Genomic DNA, 20,524 nt, shown 5'->3' with positions numbered 1-20,524 from the left:
TCGAAAACGGCGACATCTCCCTCCGATAGTGCACGTTTGCAAACCGATCACTTGCGATCAAAGTGATGCCGCGCATGCAGGTTATGACGCTCGTAACGATGGAGATACGGCGGGGGGCACGTAAAGCCAAGTGGATTGAAGATTTCTTCGCGTACGTGCAGTTCGGCGCAAGTTGCGTCCTAGTTTTGGTTGGGAAGACTCCGGGTCTTTCCGTACTGCCTCCACTAGCGACCCTTGACCATGACCGAAGTCGACTACATTCCGATTAGCGTTGCAACTTTGTTGCCGACGGAAGTGGTAGGTCTGGACTTGTATCAAGAAGAGTCCCAATCCTCTCGATACAAGCTCTACCGAGGTGCTGAGTATCCGCTAACGCTTGAAGATCTAAGCCGCCTTCGAAATCGCGGGGTCCACCGGCTATTCATATCTAAGGCATCACGCAACGCCTACCAGCAATACTTGCGAAAGCTAGCGACCAGTGGAGGTCAAGACGATGTACCGGTCGCCGCTCGCGCCGGGGCGCTTAGTGAGGTGGTTCGCGATGTCCTTCAATCGGCATTCTCGACACCTGACACTGACAAAACCATTCACGCGGCCGAGAAGCTAGGGATGCTTGCGACTGATATCATCACCAAGGACGAGTTCGCCGCCAGCGATTTGTTCGAAGTGTTGCACCACGACTACGCAACCTTCACGCACTCGGCCAACGTCGCGTTCTACTCAGGAATTCTCGCAGCGGAACTGGGTTATTCACGCGAAGAAATCGAGCAGATCACCACGGGAGGTCTGTTGCACGATCTTGGTAAGCTTGAGATCGAAGAAGAGATCCTTTGCAAACCCGGCAAGCTAACAGAAGCCGAGTTTCGAAAAATTAAGCTGCATCCGGTGATTGGCTTTCGTCGTCTCGCTCATCGGACCGACCTTACCAAAGGTCAAATCTTGATGGCCTATCAGCATCACGAACGCCTTGATGGACGAGGCTATCCGGTTGGATGCACCGAAGTCGATATTCACCCTTGGGCAAGGTTGTGTGCAGTCGTTGATGTTTTCGAAGCGCTGACAAGTCAGCGTCCTTACCGTTCACCCATGACGCACACCAAAGCCATCGCGGTTTTGCGTCGTGATAGTGGAACCGCCTTCGACATGGAGATGCTGGAATGTTGGACTTCGATTATCCAACGCAACTTAGCGAATTGATCCAGTCGGTCGGGTGGACCATTGAACTCCCGGTCGAATGGAAGAGCTTCTTTGATGAACGAGGCGAAGTGCCCTCGTACAGCGAAGATGATCGCCACAACATGCGTTTGAAGATTCGCACGCACGGCTTGATGTGGTTTGAAGAAACGTTGCCCTTCTGCCCGCGGACGACCGATCCAGTTGGCGTGTACACGCGTGACTTTTCGCGAACTGGTACGGGTTTCCTAAGTTCGGTTGAATTGTATCCCGAGGAAACAGTTCGAGTCGCACTGCCCACCTTCTGGGTGCAGCTAAAAGTGGTGCGAGTTCGCCGCATCACCAGCAAGTGCTACGAAATCGGCGCGTCTCTGATGAAACAGCACGATCCAAGTCCGCAAGCATTCGGTATCCCCATCCCCGCAATCGCGGCGCCGCCGAGCAACCAGGACGTTTGCAGCTAACGCAGTGCGGGCGTTACTTTCGTGTTAAACGCATCACTCGAATAGGATGATTGACATCATCATCCAGTGTCACTTTGTGAGCTTCATAGTTCCAAGGTCGGTCCGCAATCCAAGTTTGGAACTCGTTCCCGATGATGCGATGCGGATCACTCAAGAGCACTTCACCGTTATCGGCCAAGTGCTGTTCAAAGCACTCTTCGAGTTGTGGCCATAACACGCGCAGGTACGTTACGTCGCTTCCGAGAATGAGCGGAAACTTCTCACCTTCCATCGTGTCTTGGCCAAACCGAAGCCGTTTGACGGTGCAGTCCTGACCATTCTTTTCGACACTCATACGTACCAAATCAAGCGGATCGTCCACGCCATCGGTTAGTGTCACATCAGCGCCACGCATGGCCGCGGCAAGTCCAGCGTGCCCGGTTCCACAACCGACTTCCAAGACACGGACGCCCTCAAGCGAGTAGTTGTCAAGAAAACGATCGAGTCCCGATGCAGCTCGCCAAGTCGTTGCCCAGAACGGATCAATCACGCCTTCCTCACCCGCATCTTGACGCTCGCAAGCATCGATCAACATCCCATCGGGATCTGACGCGACGGCCAAAGGGCACTCGCGGCCTGCGATCATGGTGGGTTCCCAGTGCCATTGGAAAGTCAGATTTGCTGCGTTTTTCATAAGATGTCAGCCGAGCAGGTCATTGGTTGCTTGCGAATAACAAGCAAGGGATGTAGTTCCGCGCATAACAGTGGGCGATCAGCGCTAGAATGCGATCGAAGGGTCGCTGAGTTTAGCAGCTTCCGGTGATTGCTCAACAATGTGATCGCCGTCATCGTCATTCGAACCGACTCGACCGCCTATCGGTTTCGCCCTCGGTCAGCATTGGAAGTCGCATCGCAACAGCGTTGGCACGAACCCTGGTTGCCGCATCATGCAACGCACAGGCACCGTCTGTACCCGTGCCTGAGTATCCGGCCAGTCCCGTCATTGAATCGGTATCGTTTGATTGGATAACCAAAGTCTGATTGGCTCCGGGGTCGGACCACTGGCCTGTCACATGAGGTGACGACGACCACCTCTCCACGGCTAGGGGTGACGGCGGAGGTTTTGGTGGAACCAACAGTCTTGGATGCGTCAGTCTGGGAGTCGCAAGAATCGAGAGAGGTTGGAACGCTCAGCCCGAAAGCATTGGAATTTAGTCTCGTCTACACCGGTCGCAAGGTGAACGATGCTTGGATACACGTTACGAGGAAGCTTTCGCATCAAAGAAGGCTGACTGACAAACGATAAAGTCGACGCGGCTTGGGAAGTGTGCGTGGAGAATGATCCTGGTGACTGATGTGTCGCGCTAAGGCGGCATAGCGGGCGACGTGTACAATGAGTTGATGATGCGCAAGGAGTCAATGTTGCGCAAGTTGCGAATGTCTAGGCGGTCCAGAGCAAACGTTCAAAGGGATACTCAATGTTGAAGTTGATAAGCCAATGCCTAATCGTTCTTCTTTTGCTGGCAGACTTTGCGGTGGCAAAGGAGTTTCAATGGAGTGGCTACCAATGGCGGACGCGTCCGACAAGCGACCGCACCATGGGACCCGGGAAGAACCTTTGGTCTGACGAAGAACAGAACATCTTTATCGATGATGACGGTAACTTGCATTTGAAGATCACGCAAAACGCCGCCGGGAAATGGGTGTGCGCAGAAGTAATGTTGGTCGATTCGTTGACCTACGGAACTTATGAGTTCGAGCTTTCGTCGCGCTATGACACGTTGGCGAAGAACTCCGTTGTGGGGCTGTTCACCTACATCTCACCTGCTAGCGTCGCTAGGAAGACTGGCGGCATCATTGGCAACGACGTACCCGATACACCTCACGAAATTGACATCGAAATGACGAGAGCCTGGGGGGATGCCAATCTCTTTTTCACCACTCATGACCCGGATGTTCAATCGCCAAGTCATGGCTTTTATCAGCCGCTATCGGGCAACGAAACCACGCATCGATTCACGTGGCGTCCTCGCGAAATTCGCTGGTCCAGCTTTCACGGTCATGTCGCCGGGCAAGCCAACCCGTCTGACCCGATCATCGAACAGCGATCTAACGAGAACCATGGAAAGCCGGCAAGCGTCCAGTATACCGGTCCGGTGATTCCGAAAGACTTAGACGAAAAACTGATGATCAACTTTTGGATCTTCAACGAAACAAAGCCAGAACCGGTTCCCAGCGACGGCAAAATACAGGAACTGATTGTTCACAGTTTCCGGTTCACCCCATTGGCAGACTGACGTTTTAAAAGACGCCACTGCGTTCGGCTCATGGGAGAGTGGATTAGCCGAGTTGCTCAGCGACTTCTAGTGCAAAGTAGGTGAGGACGCCATCAGCTCCGGCGCGTTTGAAGGCGAGCAGACTTTCTAGCACCACCTTGTCGCGATCGAGCCAACCGTTTTGGGCTGCGGCGCTGATCATCGCGTATTCGCCACTGACTTGGTAGGCGAAGGTCGGCACGGCAAAGGTGTCTTTGACGCGACGGACGATGTCCAAGTACGGCATGCCCGGTTTGACCATCACGCTATCGGCACCCTCGGCCAAATCCAACGCGACCTCATGAAGTGCTTCATCGGTTTGGCTGGGGGATTGTTGATAGGTTGCCTTGCTGCCACCGGCTAGATTGCCAGATGACCCCACCGCGTCACGAAACGGTCCGTAAAACGCGCTAGCGTACTTCGCAGCGTAGGACATAATCTGGACTTGTTCGTACCCGGATCCATCAAGGGCTTCACGAATTCGACCAATGCGTCCATCCATCATGTCGCTTGGGGCAATGATGTCGCAGCCGGCTTGAGCTTGCACGATGGCCTGTTGGCACAGCACATCGACGGTTTCATCGTTGATCACATATCCGTCGCGAACTAAACCGTCTTGCCCGTGACTGCTGTACGGATCGAGTGCTACGTCGCATATCACACCGATGGAATTCCCAAACTGCTTTTTGACTTCAGCAACCGTTCGACAAACAAGGTTGTTAGCGTTAATGGCTTCCTTGGCATCTTCGGTCTTTAATGATGCATCGGTGGCGGGGAAGATCGCAATCGCGGGAATCCCAGTGTTCACCGCGCGTTCCACTTCATGGCAAACTTGGTCGGTTCCCAAGCGATCCACGCCTGGCAAGCTGGCTACACTTTGTCGACCCGTTTGGTCCATGACAAACAACGGCCAAATCAAATCATCTACTGAAAGCATTGATTCGGAAACAAGTCGTCGTGACCAATCGTGCGTGCGAGTTCGACGCATACGAGTGCCGGGAAAGGGGCCGCGAGCAAATTGAGTCATGGTCGGTATCGAGTCGAAAGGTGACGGAATGGCGAAAGCGAATTGCCGACCTCGCTATCTTAGGTGCTCGGTCGATGTTTTGAATGGGGCAGGTCGCTACTTAACGATGCGCCAACAACGATGGATTCGTTGGTTGCGATAATCTTCGGGGACGGTTTGGCGACTGATCTCGTGAATCGCGCTGCAAGGATTTGGACCAGAAAGCAGTTCTTGAGGATCGAGTTTAAAGCGACGAAAGTTGGTGGAGAAGTAGATCACGCCACCGGAACTGACAAGCGGCATGATCTGCTTGATCAACGGCACCGCATCACGGGCGACATCCCAATCTTGTTCCGTTCGTTTGCTATTAGAAAACGTTGGCGGATCAAGGACGACCAAATCGTAGGCCTCGCCTGGTGCGTGAGTGTCAATGAACTCGCGGATGTCTTCGGTGACAAAACGATGCTGATTACCAACAAATTCATTAAGACGCATGTTTTCCCATGCCCAATCGAGGTAGCTGCGCGAAAGGTCCACACTGGTCGTGGACTTCGCACCTCCGTCGGCTGCGTAAACAGTAAAGGAACCCGTGTACGCAAATAGATTTAGAAAGCGTTTGCCTTTGGCTTCGTCACGAACCATTGATCGCGTATTGCGATGGTCGAGGAACAAGCCGGTGTCGACGTAGTCCTGCAAATTGACCAGGAACTTCAGCCCGCCTTCGCGAACTTCGATGCGATGATTGGTATCGGCTACCTTCTCGTGTTGTCGTTTGCCGCGTTGGCGAAGGCGAGTCTTAAGATGCGTCTTTGCTGCTGGCACATCGAGAGTCTCGCCAGCGGTCTTAGCCATCAGTTCAAGCCAATTGGCGTGTTCGGCTGGGCTTCGATCGTGCGGACGTTCATACTCGGTGATATGCAATTCATCTTCGTAGCGGTCTACGATAAGAGGAATTTCTGGAATGTCCCGCTCGTAGAGACGGAAGCAAGTGATTTCCTTTTTGGTTGGCCAACGACGAAGATGCTTCGCACGTTTTCTGAGCCGACTGGCGAACAGCGTTGCTTGCTCGCGAGATTTCGCTGATAAGCCACCAAAGGCTGCTTCGCCTTGCGCATGAACAAGCGTTTCGACTTTGTCGTCATGTTCGCGTTCTTCAACGACTGGTTTGGGACCATGGAATTGGTAATACGTGCACTCAATGCGGCCGTTGTACAGCTTCCGCCGTCGATCGGCGTCGCGACCGACGAGCGATTGAAATTGTGGATAGGCGGTCAGGACGTAGTGCGACCACGTGGGTAAGCGTCGGAATACATCCGGCAAACTTGAATAGAGATCGTCAAGTTCGCGGCTATGGGGTCGAAGCGTACGGTTTTCTTGGCTGCGAGTACGGTACTTGGGACCGCCTTCGGGGAGTGGTTCATCAGCTCCGATGCGATGTCCATACGGCGGGTTGGTGATCAAGCATCCGAACCGTTTGCGGCTGCTGACGTTGGTGACATCTGATTGTTCAAAGTGAACGTCAGCATCGACACCGGCGCGAACCGCGTTATCGCGGGCTGCTCGCAATACGCGACCATCAATATCGCTGCCCAAAAGTCGCGTTTCCAAAGCAGGTAACTGTCCGCTGACGGCATCGGATCGCAGATCACTTGCAATGGTGTTATCGAACGTCGGCCAAGACTCAAACACGAACTCGCGGTTGATTCCCGGAGCGATCTTGCGGCCGATCAACGCGGCTTCGATTGGAATCGTGCCACTGCCGCAGAAAGGATCAATCAATGGACGGCCTGCTTGCCAGTAACTTAACTGGACCAACGCCGCGGCAAGGGTCTCCTTCAACGGTGCTCGCGAAATATCGGTGCGATATCCTCGAGCGTGCAGGCTGCGACCGGTGGTATCAATGGTCAGTGTGGCTTCGTTGTCGAGTAAGCCAATGTCAATTTTGTAGAGGGCACCTGTTTCGGGAAGCTCGGTGGAATGGTGATCTCGTTGCATTGCGTTGACGACGGCTCGTTTGACGCTGCGTTGCACTGCCGGAACGCTAGAGAGCTGAGAGTTGATCGCTCGCCCCGTCACCGGGAATTGGGCGTCGATGGGGATAATATCACCCCAGGTGATCGCCATGGTTTGGTCAAAAAGGGCGTCGAAATCATCCGCTCGGAATTTGGCGACTTGCCACAAAATGCGGTCTGCCGTTCGCAACCACAAGTTCGTTTTCATCAGCGTTTGCCAATCGCCCTGAAAGTGAACTCTGCCCGACGATGCGATTACAGACTCGATCTCGAGTGATTCCAGTTCCCGGCGCACGACGGATTCGAGTCCGAAGGCGCAGGCGGCGATAAATTGAAAGGATTCAGAGATGAGCGAGGTTCCTTGATCGCGATGTGAAAACAGACACTAGGTCGGGCAAATTGATGTCCGAAGAACCAGACGTTTGCAGCTATGGATGATACAATGCCAAAGCGTTTTGGTTGAGCCAGCGTTTGTGTAGCTTAGTCCCTTTTGTCACGAAGTTGATGTCATTCATGCGAAGCAACTACCTCCTCTACGTCTCTTCGGTCTTAGCCGCTCTATTCTTGGCCGACGTGCTGCTGCTACCCACTACCGGTGCGGATGAACCAGCAGTGGAGGCTGCCACCCCGGAACCGATAATCTCGGTATTGATCATTGATGGCGAAAACCCCTGGCATGATTGGAAGGTGACATCGCCAATCATCAAGAAAACACTCGAGCAGAGCGGCAAATTCACCGTTGAGGTTGTCACGACCCCGGAAGACGAAGAGCAGCGTCGAACGTTCTCGCCCGCATTCACCGACTACGATCTGATTCTGTCCAACTACAACGGACCCTCTTGGAGCGAAGAAACGAAAGCTGCGTTTGTTGATTTTGTTTCTGGGGGTGGAGCATTTGTCGCAGTTCACGCAGCCGACAACGCGTTCCCCGACTGGATCGCCTATAACCGAATGGTCGGTGTGGGCGGATGGGGCGGCCGAAACGAGAAAGATGGTCCCTATGTTCGATGGCAAGAAGATGTCCAAAGGATTGTGCGAGATAGGTCTCCCGGCCCCGGTGGATCGCACGGCAAACGGCATCCATTCTTGGTTGAAGTTCGAGATCCCGATCATTCGATCACGCGAGGTTTGCCAACGAAGTTCTTGCAAACCGAGGATGAATTGTACGCGGAGCTTCGCGGTCCGGCGGAAAACTTGCATGTGCTAGCGACCGCCTTCAGCGATCCAGAAACCGGTGGCACGGGACAGCATGAACCGATTTTGATGACGACTCGTTTCGGTGCAGGGCGTATTTTTCACACGACCCTTGGTCATGATGCGAAAGCAATGACGGGAATCGCATTTCAAGAGACATTGGTGCGAGGTGCCCAGTGGGCCGCGACCGGCCAAGTCACGTTTGATCCGATCAGCCCCGAAGTATTATCAGCCGAGCACGCTTCCGAACGCGATCAGAACGCAATCGGTAATAGCGTCTCTATGCCAAGCTTGGATGGTGAAGATTGGGTTGCCATCTTCAATGGCACGAATCTATCGGGTTGGACTCAAAAGAACGGTACCGCGACTTACCGAGTTGAAGACGCGGTGATCGTCGGCAAGACAGCCAAAGGAAGTCCGAACTCGTTTTTGTGCACGGAGAAAAACTACGCGGATTTCGAACTCACGTTCGAAGTGAAAGTGGATGGCGGTCTCAACAGTGGCGTTCAAATTCGATCGCAGAGTAAGCCGGATTTCAAGAACGGTCGTGTCCATGGACCGCAGATCGAAATTGAGTCGGCGCCGGGAGAGTCCGGATATGTATACAGCGAAGGAACAGGCCGCAATTGGATTACCGCGGAGCGGACTGTCACTGATGCGTTCAACAATGACCAATGGAACCGATACATTGTGCGAGCAAGCGGTCCGCGTATCCAAACTTGGGTAAATGGAACGGCAGTTGCCGACGTTGTGGACGATCAATCTAGTCGCAACGGCTTTGTGGGTCTTCAAGTGCATTCGATCGGAAACGATCAAGGCCCATTTGAAGTTCGTTGGCGAGATTTACGAGTGCGCGAGCTTGCGTCGGAGTAGTGCTGGCACCTCTGCTTGACTTCTATTGAACTCTTCATCAGCCGCGATCTATTTGATTACGCGTGTTGATGATCGGGTTATTCTGAATGCGCCGCCCCGGACAATAATTCTGTTCGGCGTGTGACGCCTGTGTCGCGCGACCGACCTGTCAGGGATGCGCCCGATCTTGCGCGAAACTCGATCATCGTATGTGGGGGGTGTTCAATCGGATTTGCTATGAATTCAAAAGCGAATTCGTTTGCCACCAATAGATACGTGCGCCGATCAGTCAGATACTTCCCCCAAGCACCTGTCGCACGGCTGTGATGAGCAGGTCCCTCCATCATCTTCCCCCGATGAGACCCATGGACAAGATCACTTCCACCAACAAGCCTTCCAGGCGACTGACGCTCGCTGCGATAATCGCTTGCAGTTCCTGCGTGGCAGGGGCTACCGAGTTCGATTCCAACCTGCTTTTGGCCGTGCCTGAATCCGATGTGATTTCGTTTCGCTCGCCCGAATACGTTTCAGGTGTAGCTGAGCGAACCGAAACCATTGCGCAAACCGGAGCCACCTTAGCTGACTTGATTAGTGGAAGTGCAACGGCGTCGCCGTCCGCGCCGGTCGCTCCGCCGAGCCCGATCGAGATGATCGAAGTTCGTGATAACAAAAAAAGCGAATCCAAGCCCGTTGAGGTTCACGCTAGAAGAACCGCACCGCCACAGCTACGAAGCTTCTTGGTCGATGATCCAGCTGGAAACTTGCCAAAGAACAGTTTCTCGCTGCCACCGGTAAGTCCGGTGATTGAGCAGACGTCCGAGAGTATGCGTCCGTACATTGCACCTGAGTCGCTTGCCGAGATGGTTCGAGTAGAGAAACCGCAGGTGAAAGCTGATGCGCATTCGCTATCGCTTCACAACGAAGACACAGACGCATTGTTTCCCTTGCCATCCATGGAAGTCTTTCACGCTGGGAATCCTGTTCAACAAGATGCCCTGACCATTAAGAATCCAGGGTTTCGATCAGCAAGCACGGGCGACGATTTGAATGGCATGATCGACGCAATCTCAGAGAAAGATTATGACGCTAGTCTCTCCTTTGACGACCGTGCCAGAAGGGCGGCGGGCAATCAGGGATTCGAGATGTTTGCCGTGCAGAATCTCGAGCCGCCAGAGCCAAACGAATCGTTGCTGGAGTCCGGCACGCCCAATATTACAGCCGCAATTCATGCGAACCGATTGCGAGAACTATCCGCGATTTCGTTGCGTGATGCGCGTTCGAGGCTCCAACGTCGGGCCACTCATTCCGCTCGCAAGTACGCTCATGAAGGCTTGCGTTTGGCAATTGACGTCGAGGATTCGTTGCAAGGTACGAATCAGCACATGCGTGACTTGCAGGTTGCCTTGGCTGCAATTCGCGAGTCGAAGGACTTTGGTGGGATCGTCGGAAACGTGGATACACGGACGATGCAACGAATGGTCGCGGTGCATGAAACAGAGTCGTTGAAGAACAAAGACCTCACGACTATTTCGTCGATAAGGGCAACCGAGATCTATTTGGATGTCGCTCGCAAGCACTTGATCACTGCGAGTGCCGGTTCACCGTTGGCCGCCGAAGCGATGCTGTTGCTTGGCTTGATTGAAAAGCAAATGCCAGATCAATTCGACGCGCACTCAGTAACGGTTTGCCTAACCTACCAAGGCGCCGCAGCCGAAGTGGCACCCAACAGTCCGGGAGTTCATCGCGAGTACGGCAAAACGCTGTTGCAGCAAGGACTCGCCCACCAGGCAGTTGAATCACTTCAACGCAGCGTCGCTCTCCGCCCTACGCGAGACGGATACCAATCTTTGCTAGAGGCATCGCGACGCATTGGCAATGTGGCGCTGGCACGCCAGTGCCTGAACGCCCTCGATGATCCCCAGCTCGTTGACAGCACTCCGGTAAGGCAGTTGCCGCCTGGTGAATTCGCGGCTAGCTACCGGCCGACTCCCGCCACGATGTCGCCCGACAACACGAAGGGTTCCTCCGGCGAATCGTCAACGAAACGAAACGGTTCTCAAGGTTCGGACTCCACCGAGCACGAGGAACTGAACAAGAATCGAGTTGGCTTTCGATCGCTGTTTTCCTTTGGTCGGCGATAGCCAATCCAACGACGCCCACTCTCCCAATCCAACTCCTGTTCGTCTTCCACCTTTCCAATCCCCTGACAATCCTTCCCCCGCGATCGTCGTACCGGACGGTCGCAAAACTCGAGAGTCTAACGATGTTCCTCCCCAACAATCGTTGCGTTTGCGCTGCGCTGATGCTGATCACGCTCAGCATTAGCCTGCTTCCAAACTCATCTGCCGAAGTGCCTTCCTACGCATCGACCTATGCCACCAACGAGCCCCTATTCGATCCGGGCATGCTCGACGATGTCGGAATCTTGGTAGCTCATTCCGATGACGACGACGTGATGGAAGACCTTCCACCGCCAAGCACTTCGACCAAGTTTGTGGCCGACGAGTTGGAAAATGACTTCGATGCACGAAGCGATGAAGAGTTAGAAGTGCCTGCGAAAGAAGACACGCCGTCGCAAGCACCAAGATCTTATCAAGCGATTCATCCTCGTCCGCAATCTTTTGCGCCGACAACCGGACAGCCCGCGCCGGCGGAAACCTATTCAATGTCCACGACGCAGTACGCACCGGCAACGATGCACTACACCGCTTCGGTTCCCATGTCTTCGAGTGGGTGCAAATGTGGTCAGTGCATGACTTGTGCAGACCGCAATGGCCAAGGCATGATCGGCGGGGCGGGGATGAAGCTTGGCGTAGGGCCGAAGTGCAATGATGATTGTCAGTGCTGGCAATGCCCATACGATGCGCCGTTCAGCGTGTATGGTCCCGGCGAGTATGCCGGTCCTGCTCGCACTCACCGCGTCGCCGAATACCGCCTTCGCACCGGCGATACGATTCAAATGACGTTTCTTATCACAGCGATGAAGAGCGAGGGTTCTTACCGATTAGTCGTTGGTGATGAACTATTGATTGAATCCGAAGCGGACAAGGAACTGACTCGTGGTAGCCTCGAAAAGGGACTACGCATCCAGCCCGACGGCACGATCACGCTTCGATTGATCGGCCAAGTCTACGCCGCTGGCCAAACCATCGACCAACTTCGCGGAGTCCTCGAAGAGAAGTACACGGAGTTCTATCCTGAACCGGCAATCGATGTCACACCCGTCAACACAGGAAACGCAGCCCAACAGATCCGTCAGGCCATCAGTGGTGCGGGGGGATTCGATCCTCAACAGATCCAACAAACGATCACTCCCGCCGGAGAAATCCGGTTGCCTAAGATTGGGGCCGTTCAAGCTCAAGGTTTAACCCTCGACGAACTGAAGCAAGAAATCAATCTTCGATACGACCGAATCGTCGGTGGTCTTGAAGTTGAACCGTCGCTTCAATCGCAAGCGGCACACAATATCTTCGTCCTTGGCGAAGTGCGTCAGCCGGGTCGCTATAACCTAGACAACACTCCGACCACCGTGATCGGAGCGATCGCGATGGCTGGTGGCTATGTCCCGGGTGCGAACTTGCGACAAGTCGTAATCTTCCGTCGTGGTGACAACTGGGAATTAATCTCGACACTTGTCGATGTTCGAGGTGCGATTCTAGGCCGTGAAGCTCATCCTCGCGACGAAATTTGGATTCGCGACGGTGACGTCATCATCTTGCCGAGCACACCGATTCGATTGTTCGACAACTTCGTGCGTCAGGTGTTCACCGAAGGGATCTACGGGGTCATCCCGATCTCGGCGACGTACAACCTCGGTGATACGATCACGCGATAGTTGTCTTGAAGGGCGGTCTTGCTAGGCCAAGACCGCCGCGGCGGCACGCAATCCCGAGTTCATCGCACCTTGAATGCTTGGGGTTTCGCAGTAGTCGCCACAGATAAATAGATGTTCTGGGCCTCCATGATCGGAAGCCCGAACTGATCGAAGGATAGGATCAAGGGTTCGGTTTGGTAGACCGAATGGAATTTGGAAAGTAGCAAGTCTCCGCCAACCTCTCGCAGATTCACCAAACCACGCGGCGAGTTGTTGGCGGACTTCACTATCAAGAACCTCGCACGAAGTATTGTTCTCGTGCGAGGTTTTTTTATTGTTCGCGTCGTCATCGTCGGTGGATCCTAGTGAAACCGAGATCAAGCCTTTGCCCGGTGGCGCGTACTCTGGGGCAACGTTGCTAATCACCGTAGCGGATTGAATTGGACCGGTCTCGTCGCCGCGCAGGATCAACATTTTGGATTGGCTGGGGATGTTGTCCGCTGCGAAGTAGATGTTGGTCGTGCGATTCCACTGAGTCTTTAGCGATTCCATTCCTGTTAGTCTCGCAGCCGCATCGCTTTCAGTTGCCACCACGATTTTGTCTGCCTCGATCTTTTCGCCGTTGGAAAGACATACGGAACTACCAGCGATGGATGTCACGCTCGTTTGCAGGCGAACGGTTCCGCGGGGAAGGTTGTCGCAAAGCTGACGTGGAATCGCCGACATGCCTCTCGCGGGAATCGCAACATCACCTTCCGCAAAGAAACGGAACACGAATTGAAACATACGGCTGCTGACTGAAAGCGACTCATCCAGAAACACTCCCCCGATGAAAGGTTCGAAAAATCGGTGAATCATCGCATCCGAAAAGCCTTCGCTCTTTAGAAACTCGAGAGTCGGTTGGTCAGGGCCTGAATAGATTTGTTCGAGAGACGACTTGCGAGCCTGGTGCCGCAACTTGGCGATCTTCAACTTGTCGCGCAAGGTGCCCGCCGGATTGAACGCCGTAGCAATGGCATCCATCGGACGGTTCCAAGGGTCGCCGAGCGTGGTGAACTTGCCTTGGTTGCGAATTAACGCGCCGGAGTCAAATTTGCGGAGTTCAAGTTGGTCGTAGTTGAGTAATTGTTGGCAGGCGGGATAAGCCGTTAGCAAGACCTGGAAACCATGGTCCAAGGTATAGCCATCGACCACATCGGTACGGACGCGACCGCCGACACGATTGCTCGCTTCGAGCACGGTGACGGCACGTCCGGCCTCGGCTAGCTTCAACGCACAAGACAAACCGGCCAAGCCAGCACCGACGATGACGATAGGACGATCAGGGTTGGTCGACATGAGATAAGAAAAGGCCGAAGTGCGAAGAACGTAATTGCGAAGAATGCAGAACTAAGAAACCGTATGGCCTAGTTGGCGAAGTTTCTCGGCTAGCGTCTGCTTGGGTTGATAATCGCCGTGGACCAAACGAATCTCACCAGGCTTTTCGGACATGTTCTCGACAAGTTCGATCAGGTCTGCTTGGTCACCGTGTGCCGAGTAGCCGGTGATGGAGTGTACCTTGGCGGCAACCTCGTATCGGCGTCCGTCTAAACGTACCCATTCGCTGCCTCGCGAAAGAAAGTTTCCAGGGGTGCCGCCCGCTTGATATCCAACAAAGACCAAGTCCGTGGTCTCATCGTTAAGGAAACGCTTTAGGTAGTTGACCACTCGTCCACCGGTACACATGCCACTACCTGCGATCACAATTGCTGGGATCTTGCGGTCGCTGACATAGTCCAACGTGTCACGGTGTTCACGGTGGTTGCCGACGGTGGTCAAGTTTTCAAATACAAGTGGTTGGTCGTCGGTTTCAAGAACCGTCTGCGCTTCTTCGCCCCAATAAGGTTTCATCTCTTTGTAAATTTCCGTGTAGCGCGATGCCAACGGTGAATCAACAATCACATCCACACGATGAAGCAGCGATTGGCCGTCGCTGGCTTGCAGTCGTTCGAAAATTTGGTTCATCTCGAACAGCAAGGCTTGAGTTCGCCCCAAGCTAAACGCCGGTATGATTGTCACGCCCTTGTCGTCAAGGGTTCGTCGCAACACACGTTCCAATGTCGCGCCGCGATCTTCGCGTGATGGATGAAGACGATCACCGTAAGTGCTTTCGAGCACCAACAAGTCGGCTCGCTCGGGTGACGCTGGTTTTCGTAGCAAGGGATCCGTACCAGTACCCACGTCGCCGGAAAACACGACTCGCTTTTGATCGGGTAGTTCGACGTCGAACATGCACGAACCGAGGACGTGACCGGCGGGGTTCAGGCGAATCTTCCATCCACTTCCGATCGTTTCCCAAACGTGATAGTCGATGGGCCGGAGTAGTCGCTGGACTTGCTTCAAGAATTTTTGGATCAGGTGGCGCGAACGTGTGAATCCGATTTTCAGCGAATCTTCCATGACCAGCGGCATCAACCGTGCGGTTGGATGAGAGCAATAGATCGGCTTGTCGAAACCGGCCGCAATCAAATACGGCAATCGGCCCACGTGGTCGACGTGCACATGAGTCAGCAGCATCGCTTCGATGGAGCCGATGGGAAACTCAATTTCTGGGTTGGGATGTTTCTTGGCGTCGTTGCCTTGGAAGATGCCGCAATCCACTAGCAGACTTCGCTTGGAATCCATGAATAGCTCATGGCAAGAACCCGTCACACCGTCATAGGCACCGTGATGAACGAGTTTCATGAGTGGCAATCCATCGGGAAAAGGCAGTTAAGTCGGCACCCGACTTTTCGTTACAGATTACCAAACGCGAACCGCATTCTAAACGGCCCGTGAGTCATTGACCAAACGTGTCCGCGATACGGCGATGTGATAGTTGTCCGAGGGACACTAAATCAAACATACTCACCAATCGAAGGTTCAATCCTATGTCAAAGTACTACGTTCAATCGGGAACTCTACGAACTGTTGTTTCAGCCGAATCGACCAACAAAGCCGCGATCTGGGCAGTCCACCAAGCCATGCAGCAGGTTTTCCCGATCGACCAAGACACGCCCACCAACGAACCAAGGTCCGTCCTCGCTCGTGAAGTACTGATCAGCGAACGTGGGTTCGATCGCGAAGACGCCACTCGCTTTGCGACGATGCAAGTCGTTTCGCAGTGGAACGAGATGGTCACAACGCTTGATCGACTCGAAAGGATGCTTCACCGTGCGGCTTAATCCTTGGGGGGCCGCGGTGTGCAATGAAAGGCTTACTTGTCGCGACGCAGGTAACCGGCGCTGGTCTGAAAGTACTTTTGTCGCCTTTGCGCGGTGGGGGGTGCTGCGTCAGCGGCCGACTTCAAATCCGCTAAGTTGGCTTGGCAGTAACGGCAGCCCATTTCATCGAGATGAAATTGAATGTAGTCCGCTTGCTCGCTCGAATGCGTTCCCAATACGAATTGCCCCAGTTCGGAACGATTGGGGCATGACAGCCTCGCACGACGCCAAATTGCACCGATCGAGTGCAAGCCTGCTGTTTCGCGACCGCGAACCTCGATCAGACGATTTCGAAGTGTCGCGTCGCTGCGAAGCGCGGATTCAATTTCTGATGATCGTGCCGGGGTCAGGGCTTCGTCTAAAAAAGCAGTGAGTTCAGCATCCGTGAAGGTCGACATGATTGAACCCAGGGAAAGAAGTCTCGTTGTCTACTCGAATCGCGACAAGCAAAGCGTCACGTTTTGACCACCGAAACCGAAGCTGTTGTTAAGCGCGTACTTGATCGATGCCTCACGCGCCACGTTTGGAACGTAATCGAGGTCACATAGGGGATCGGGATTTTCGTAATTGATCGTAGGTGGCAATACGGAATCACGCATTGCCATCAAGCAAACGATCATCTCGGTCACGCCAGCCGCAGCGATCAAATGTCCCATCATGCTCTTCGTACTACTGACAGGAGTCTTGGCAGCGTTTTCACCAAAAACTTCTTTGCAGGCCAAAGTTTCCACTTTGTCATTAACAGTGGTACTAGTTCCGTGAGCGTTAACGTAGTTGATGTCGGATGGATTGAGGCCCGCGTCGGCAATCGACATTCGCATCGCTGCAATCCCACCATGGCCATCGGGCGGGATGTCGGTGATACGGTAGGCATCGGCCGTCGTGCCGTAACCAGCGACTTCGCCGTAGATCGTGGCACCGCGAGCTTTAGCGGATTCCAGTTCTTCCAGGATTACCATCGCGGAACCCTCACCAAGCACAAAGCCATCACGCAAACGATCGAAGGGGCGGCTCGCCTTGGTTGGATCGTCGTTGTTTTCACTCAAAGCGGTCAGCAAGTTGAATCCCGTTACACCAAACGGGTGAATCATGCTGTGGGTGCCTCCCGCCAACATCACATCGGCATCGCCACGGCGGATAATTTCGGTGGCTTCGCCTACCGCTTGGCTGCTAGCGGCACATGCGGTCAAGCAATTGAGGTTGGGTCCTTGAGCGTTAAACATGGTCGCCAAGTGCGCCGCCGGCATATTGGGTTCTTGTTCAAGTTCCTTGGCCGGATCGAGTAGTTCCAAGCCCGCGCCGATAAACTTCGACGCGTCGTAGGACCCATCGGCTAATGCCGCAGCCATCATTTTGCTGAACGTGGTGAAGTCTTGGTTACCTTCGCCGCTGCCCATGTAGACGCCGAAACGAACTGGGTTCTTGATCGAATCCATCACGCCACTATCGGCGACCGCTTGCTTGGCAGCACCGATCGCAAACTTAGTATGCCGACCTCGATTTTGCCAAAGCTCGGCGGGTTCACCAGCATCGGTAATGTCCCAGTTCTTTACCTCGGCGCTGATTTTGGTGGGAAATCCGCTGGCGTCAAACAGTGTCGTTTTAGCAACACCGCTCTTACCTTCCTTTAGACCTGACCAAACCGTTTCGGCGTCATGCCCCATAGGGTTAATCATGCCGATACCAGTGATGACGACGCGACGACGCATTTTGTTGGGGTCAGGTTTGAGGAAAAGACTTGAACAAGGAAATACTCGCTAACGAATGAGCGGGTAACTGGGATCCAACTACAAATTGTCGTAGATCGGAACGGGTTTGCCATCGGCATCGACGGCGACGTGGAAGAAATTCATCATCCGCAGCATTGCCTCGAGGTCCCCAGGGGCAAACAGGGGACCATCGGTGAATCGACCTTCTTCCAGAAAGGCAAACATCAAATTTATTTCTGCTTGCAACTGATCGCCGCAATGGCTTTGCGTTGTCACGGTCGCACCTTGATCACCAACGGCGTCAAGTTTGACGTGGTAGCTGAGTTGATCGCCGGTCCGCGCGGGCAAGTGAAACTTGGCATCACCCACCTTTGCCAACACGACACGTTTTTCAAACTTGAAATGCTCGGCAACTAAGATTCCGCCAAGTTGTGCCATGCCTTCGATAATCAACGTTGGTGGAAGCATGGGAAAGCCGGGGCAATACTTGTCAACGACTTCCTCGGCGAGCGTGATGTTCTTAATCCCGCGCGCGTGCGAACCGCTGACAAATTCCGTAAACCGATCAACCCAAAACCAACGCATTGTTTACTAGCCAATCTTGGTTTCGACGTAGTTGCACAAATCGCCGACGGTCAACAAGTTGCCGAAGTCTTGAACGCGTGGGTTCTTTTCGAACTCGCTGAGGTTGGCCCAGGGCATACGTCGTTTCAGTTCGGCCATGCCTTCGGCGGTGACGACACCGTCTTGAACGTACTGGCTGTTGGTCAAAATGTCTTCAGGCGACAATTCTTCGCGAGGGATCGTGATGTCGAAAGTCTTTTCCAACTTGAACACGATATCCAAGAAGTCGATCGATTCGGCACCCAGGTCACCGACCAAGGTCGCTTCTTTGACCACTTCGTCGTTATCCACACCCAGGGCGTCTTCAAGGGCCTCTTGGACCTTTTCAAAAATTTCGTCTTGCGATAAAGCCATCGTCGTTTCCTTCGTTCAAATTTCAGTAGTGAAAGTTTGTTGAGTGATATTGAAAATCAAAATGTTGGTTCAGGGGGCATGGTTGTCGAAAGTAGGCTGACATCCGGCAGGTCGAGCAGGATATCAGTTCACCGCCCCGCTCAGGAGGCCGCAACTAAATCTCGGCTAAGCCAGCCCCAAAAAGCTCATGAAATTGTTCCTCGGTTCGCCGACGGACATCCTCATCCGTTTCCAGGCGAGCGGGATCCGGAGTCTTGCATTTTTCCAGAATTAGTCGGGCGGTCACGGTCACTCGGCCCTCTTTTTGCGCCGTGGCTTTGACGGTAACGAAATTGCCGTCCGTCTTAATGGCCTCGGCAGTGATCTCGAGCTTCTCGTGGGGAGCCAGGAAGTCACCAAATTTGACCCCGCGGACCTCGCGAAGCAAAACTAAGGGCGTTTGGAAGTCGTCGCCAGAGCGAATCAGCCAGATTGCCGCCTGGTGAAGGGCTTCGAGCATCATCACGCCGGGCATCACGGGAAAACGCGGGAAGTGGTCCAAAAGGTACTCTTCATCGGCGCGCAGCGTCCGCTCTGCGGTGATCCGTTTACCAGGTTCAAGCGAGGTGATTTTGTCGAGTTGTCGGTACTTCATCGGCCAATTGGCAACAGCATGGGGATCGCGGTGGTCTGAAAGAGACGTTCTTGGAGACGAACTACGTGATGAGACGAAACAGGAAGAGAGCAGAAATGGGGAATCAGCAGAGCGGCAGTGGAAAATGGCGTCGAAAAGAGTTCTCTCTGGACCATCGCGTGGAGGCCCTAAAATAGATGCCCGCAAAAATCCCCTCAACCGTGGTTTTTATCAATTCCGCTCGGTTCGTTGGATCTTTCGAGGTGATCGGGGCCTGCAGCCCGACTTTCGCTCTTTTTGGACACCACAATCACGGTCAAACCCGCCAATAGGAGGCCCGCGCCGAGAAGTCGCATTGGGGAGGCATGGATCCGCGGATTGCCCAGCCAGCCAAAATGGTCGATGACCAGTGCCGTCAAAACCTGCCCCGAAATGAAGGCCACGAACAATGTCAGCGACCCAACCCGGGGTGCCAAAACCAGGGTTCCGGTAACCACGGCAACGCCAATCGCCCCACCGGTCCAAATCCACCAGGGCAATTGCCCAGGCGAACTGACAAAGCGAGGCGGGAAGGTGCCCGTCGCAACGCAAATCAAAATCAGCAGAAACGTGCCAGTAGCAAACGATATCAGCGAAGCTTGCAGGGGATGTTCAACGGAGGCACCGAGCGTTCCGTTGATACTCGGTTGCATCCCGAACAACGAACCGATGGCTAGACCCACCAAGACCGCAACGAAATAGATCACGATTGCGGATTGCTTTGCGTCTTTCGTTGGCGATCGGTTTGACCTTGATTGTTGGCCAAGAATGGCTCTAGCAATTGTCGGGTTGAATCATCACTGACCGACAATTTGCCAAAACCCCGAACACAACCTTCCTTGATCGCGGCTTCCTGGTGTTCCTCGTAGTTAGTGACCAACATCACCGGAACTGACCCGACTTCTGGGTCAGCTTTGATGGCTCGGATGACCTCCATTCCATCGGTGTAGTCACGATCGAGTTTTCGGTTCACGGTGACCAAGTCGATTTTCTTTTCACGCAAAATCTGAAGCGTATCCTCGGTCCCGTGTGATTGAATCACCGAAGCGCCGAAGTTGGTCTTCACCATTTGTCGAATCGAATTGAAATCAGGACCGCAGTTGCCGCAGTCAAGGAGTGTCTTTGTCATCGGAA

19 protein-coding genes are annotated in these 20,524 nt (G+C 53.8%); 7 read left to right on the top strand and 12 right to left on the bottom strand.

Annotated features, from left to right (window positions below):
- The first annotated feature begins 240 nt into the window (after positions 1 to 240).
- Positions 241 to 1,197: an HD-GYP domain-containing protein gene (locus Pla22_RS04820; RefSeq protein ID WP_146513605.1), complete on the top strand. Its 957-nt coding sequence runs from the start codon at positions 241 to 243 to the stop codon at positions 1,195 to 1,197.
- The gene (locus Pla22_RS04815) at positions 1,158 to 1,637 is read left to right on the top strand and encodes a hypothetical protein (protein WP_146513604.1); all 480 of its coding nucleotides are present in this window, start codon (positions 1,158 to 1,160) and stop codon (positions 1,635 to 1,637) included. The genes Pla22_RS04820 and Pla22_RS04815 overlap by 40 nt, the downstream gene beginning before the upstream one ends.
- A gap of 13 nt (positions 1,638 to 1,650) precedes the next feature.
- On the opposite strand, the gene Pla22_RS04810 is transcribed toward Pla22_RS04815, so the two are convergent.
- Entirely contained in the window at positions 1,651 to 2,310 is a 660-nt protein-coding gene (locus Pla22_RS04810; protein ID WP_146513603.1) for a class I SAM-dependent methyltransferase, read from the bottom strand.
- A gap of 784 nt (positions 2,311 to 3,094) precedes the next feature.
- On the opposite strand from Pla22_RS04810, the gene Pla22_RS04805 reads away from it, so the two are divergent.
- Positions 3,095 to 3,913 (top strand): glycoside hydrolase family 16 protein, encoded by an 819-nt coding sequence (locus Pla22_RS04805; protein WP_146513602.1) that lies wholly within the window; start codon positions 3,095 to 3,097, stop codon positions 3,911 to 3,913.
- Positions 3,914 to 3,956: 43 nt separating this feature from the next.
- Here the strand turns inward: Pla22_RS04805 and hemB are convergent, their stop codons facing one another.
- Together hemB and rlmKL are read right to left on the bottom strand one after the other, a co-directional pair.
- Complete coding sequence (hemB, locus tag Pla22_RS04800; RefSeq protein WP_242631800.1) at positions 3,957 to 4,958, bottom strand: porphobilinogen synthase; 1,002 nt, start codon at positions 4,956 to 4,958, stop codon at positions 3,957 to 3,959.
- Positions 4,959 to 5,054: 96 nt separating this feature from the next.
- Positions 5,055 to 7,277, bottom strand: coding sequence for a bifunctional 23S rRNA (guanine(2069)-N(7))-methyltransferase RlmK/23S rRNA (guanine(2445)-N(2))-methyltransferase RlmL (gene rlmKL, locus Pla22_RS04795; RefSeq protein WP_261343141.1), 2,223 nt, complete (start codon positions 7,275 to 7,277; stop codon positions 5,055 to 5,057).
- A 176-nt stretch (positions 7,278 to 7,453) separates the two neighbouring features.
- On the opposite strand from rlmKL, the gene Pla22_RS04790 reads away from it, so the two are divergent.
- The 3 genes from Pla22_RS04790 (at position 7,454) to Pla22_RS04780 (ending at position 12,830) form a co-directional block, all read left to right on the top strand.
- Positions 7,454 to 9,016: a family 16 glycoside hydrolase gene (locus tag Pla22_RS04790; RefSeq protein WP_242631798.1), complete on the top strand. Its 1,563-nt coding sequence runs from the start codon at positions 7,454 to 7,456 to the stop codon at positions 9,014 to 9,016.
- Between the two features lie 344 nt (positions 9,017 to 9,360).
- A complete protein-coding gene (locus Pla22_RS04785) occupies positions 9,361 to 11,136 on the top strand; it encodes a hypothetical protein (protein ID WP_146513600.1) in 1,776 nt (591 codons plus the stop codon).
- Positions 11,137 to 11,258: 122 nt separating this feature from the next.
- Complete coding sequence (locus tag Pla22_RS04780) at positions 11,259 to 12,830, top strand: polysaccharide biosynthesis/export family protein (RefSeq protein WP_146513599.1); 1,572 nt, start codon at positions 11,259 to 11,261, stop codon at positions 12,828 to 12,830.
- Positions 12,831 to 12,851: 21 nt separating this feature from the next.
- On the opposite strand, the gene Pla22_RS04775 is transcribed toward Pla22_RS04780, so the two are convergent.
- Entirely contained in the window at positions 12,852 to 14,147 is a 1,296-nt protein-coding gene (locus tag Pla22_RS04775) for an NAD(P)/FAD-dependent oxidoreductase (protein WP_146513598.1), read from the bottom strand.
- A 51-nt stretch (positions 14,148 to 14,198) separates the two neighbouring features.
- A complete protein-coding gene (locus Pla22_RS04770; protein ID WP_146513597.1) occupies positions 14,199 to 15,533 on the bottom strand; it encodes an MBL fold metallo-hydrolase RNA specificity domain-containing protein in 1,335 nt (444 codons plus the stop codon).
- Between the two features lie 185 nt (positions 15,534 to 15,718).
- Here Pla22_RS04770 and Pla22_RS04765 point away from each other — a divergent pair, with 185 nt between their 5' ends.
- Complete coding sequence (locus tag Pla22_RS04765; protein ID WP_146513596.1) at positions 15,719 to 16,012, top strand: hypothetical protein; 294 nt, start codon at positions 15,719 to 15,721, stop codon at positions 16,010 to 16,012.
- Positions 16,013 to 16,044: 32 nt separating this feature from the next.
- Here the strand turns inward: Pla22_RS04765 and Pla22_RS04760 are convergent, their stop codons facing one another.
- From Pla22_RS04760 to Pla22_RS04730, 7 genes are all read right to left on the bottom strand, one after another.
- Positions 16,045 to 16,449 carry a hypothetical protein gene (locus Pla22_RS04760; RefSeq protein ID WP_146513595.1) on the bottom strand — a complete coding sequence of 135 codons (405 nt, stop codon included), beginning with the start codon at positions 16,447 to 16,449 and terminating at the stop codon, positions 16,045 to 16,047.
- Between the two features lie 30 nt (positions 16,450 to 16,479).
- The gene (locus Pla22_RS04755) at positions 16,480 to 17,760 is read right to left on the bottom strand and encodes a beta-ketoacyl-[acyl-carrier-protein] synthase family protein (protein WP_146513594.1); all 1,281 of its coding nucleotides are present in this window, start codon (positions 17,758 to 17,760) and stop codon (positions 16,480 to 16,482) included.
- Positions 17,761 to 17,838: 78 nt separating this feature from the next.
- Complete coding sequence (locus Pla22_RS04750) at positions 17,839 to 18,345, bottom strand: 3-hydroxyacyl-ACP dehydratase FabZ family protein (protein ID WP_146513593.1); 507 nt, start codon at positions 18,343 to 18,345, stop codon at positions 17,839 to 17,841.
- Positions 18,346 to 18,351: 6 nt separating this feature from the next.
- Positions 18,352 to 18,738, bottom strand: coding sequence for an acyl carrier protein (locus tag Pla22_RS04745; protein WP_146513592.1), 387 nt, complete (start codon positions 18,736 to 18,738; stop codon positions 18,352 to 18,354).
- A 154-nt stretch (positions 18,739 to 18,892) separates the two neighbouring features.
- A complete protein-coding gene (locus Pla22_RS04740; protein ID WP_146513591.1) occupies positions 18,893 to 19,372 on the bottom strand; it encodes a 3-hydroxyacyl-ACP dehydratase FabZ family protein in 480 nt (159 codons plus the stop codon).
- 194 nt (positions 19,373 to 19,566) lie between these two features.
- Entirely contained in the window at positions 19,567 to 20,097 is a 531-nt protein-coding gene (locus tag Pla22_RS04735) for a DMT family transporter (protein ID WP_146513590.1), read from the bottom strand.
- Positions 20,094 to 20,519 (bottom strand): response regulator, encoded by a 426-nt coding sequence (locus Pla22_RS04730; RefSeq protein WP_146513589.1) that lies wholly within the window; start codon positions 20,517 to 20,519, stop codon positions 20,094 to 20,096. Before Pla22_RS04730 ends, Pla22_RS04735 begins: the two co-directional genes overlap by 4 nt.
- Between the last annotated feature and the right edge of the window lie 5 nt (positions 20,520 to 20,524).

Origin of the sequence: Rubripirellula amarantea (assembly GCF_007859865.1) — a bacterium.
GTDB classification, from domain to species: domain Bacteria; phylum Planctomycetota; class Planctomycetia; order Pirellulales; family Pirellulaceae; genus Rubripirellula; species Rubripirellula amarantea.
The sequence above is the reverse complement of the archived record's forward strand: the minus strand, read 5'-3'. Positions and strand labels throughout refer to the sequence as shown.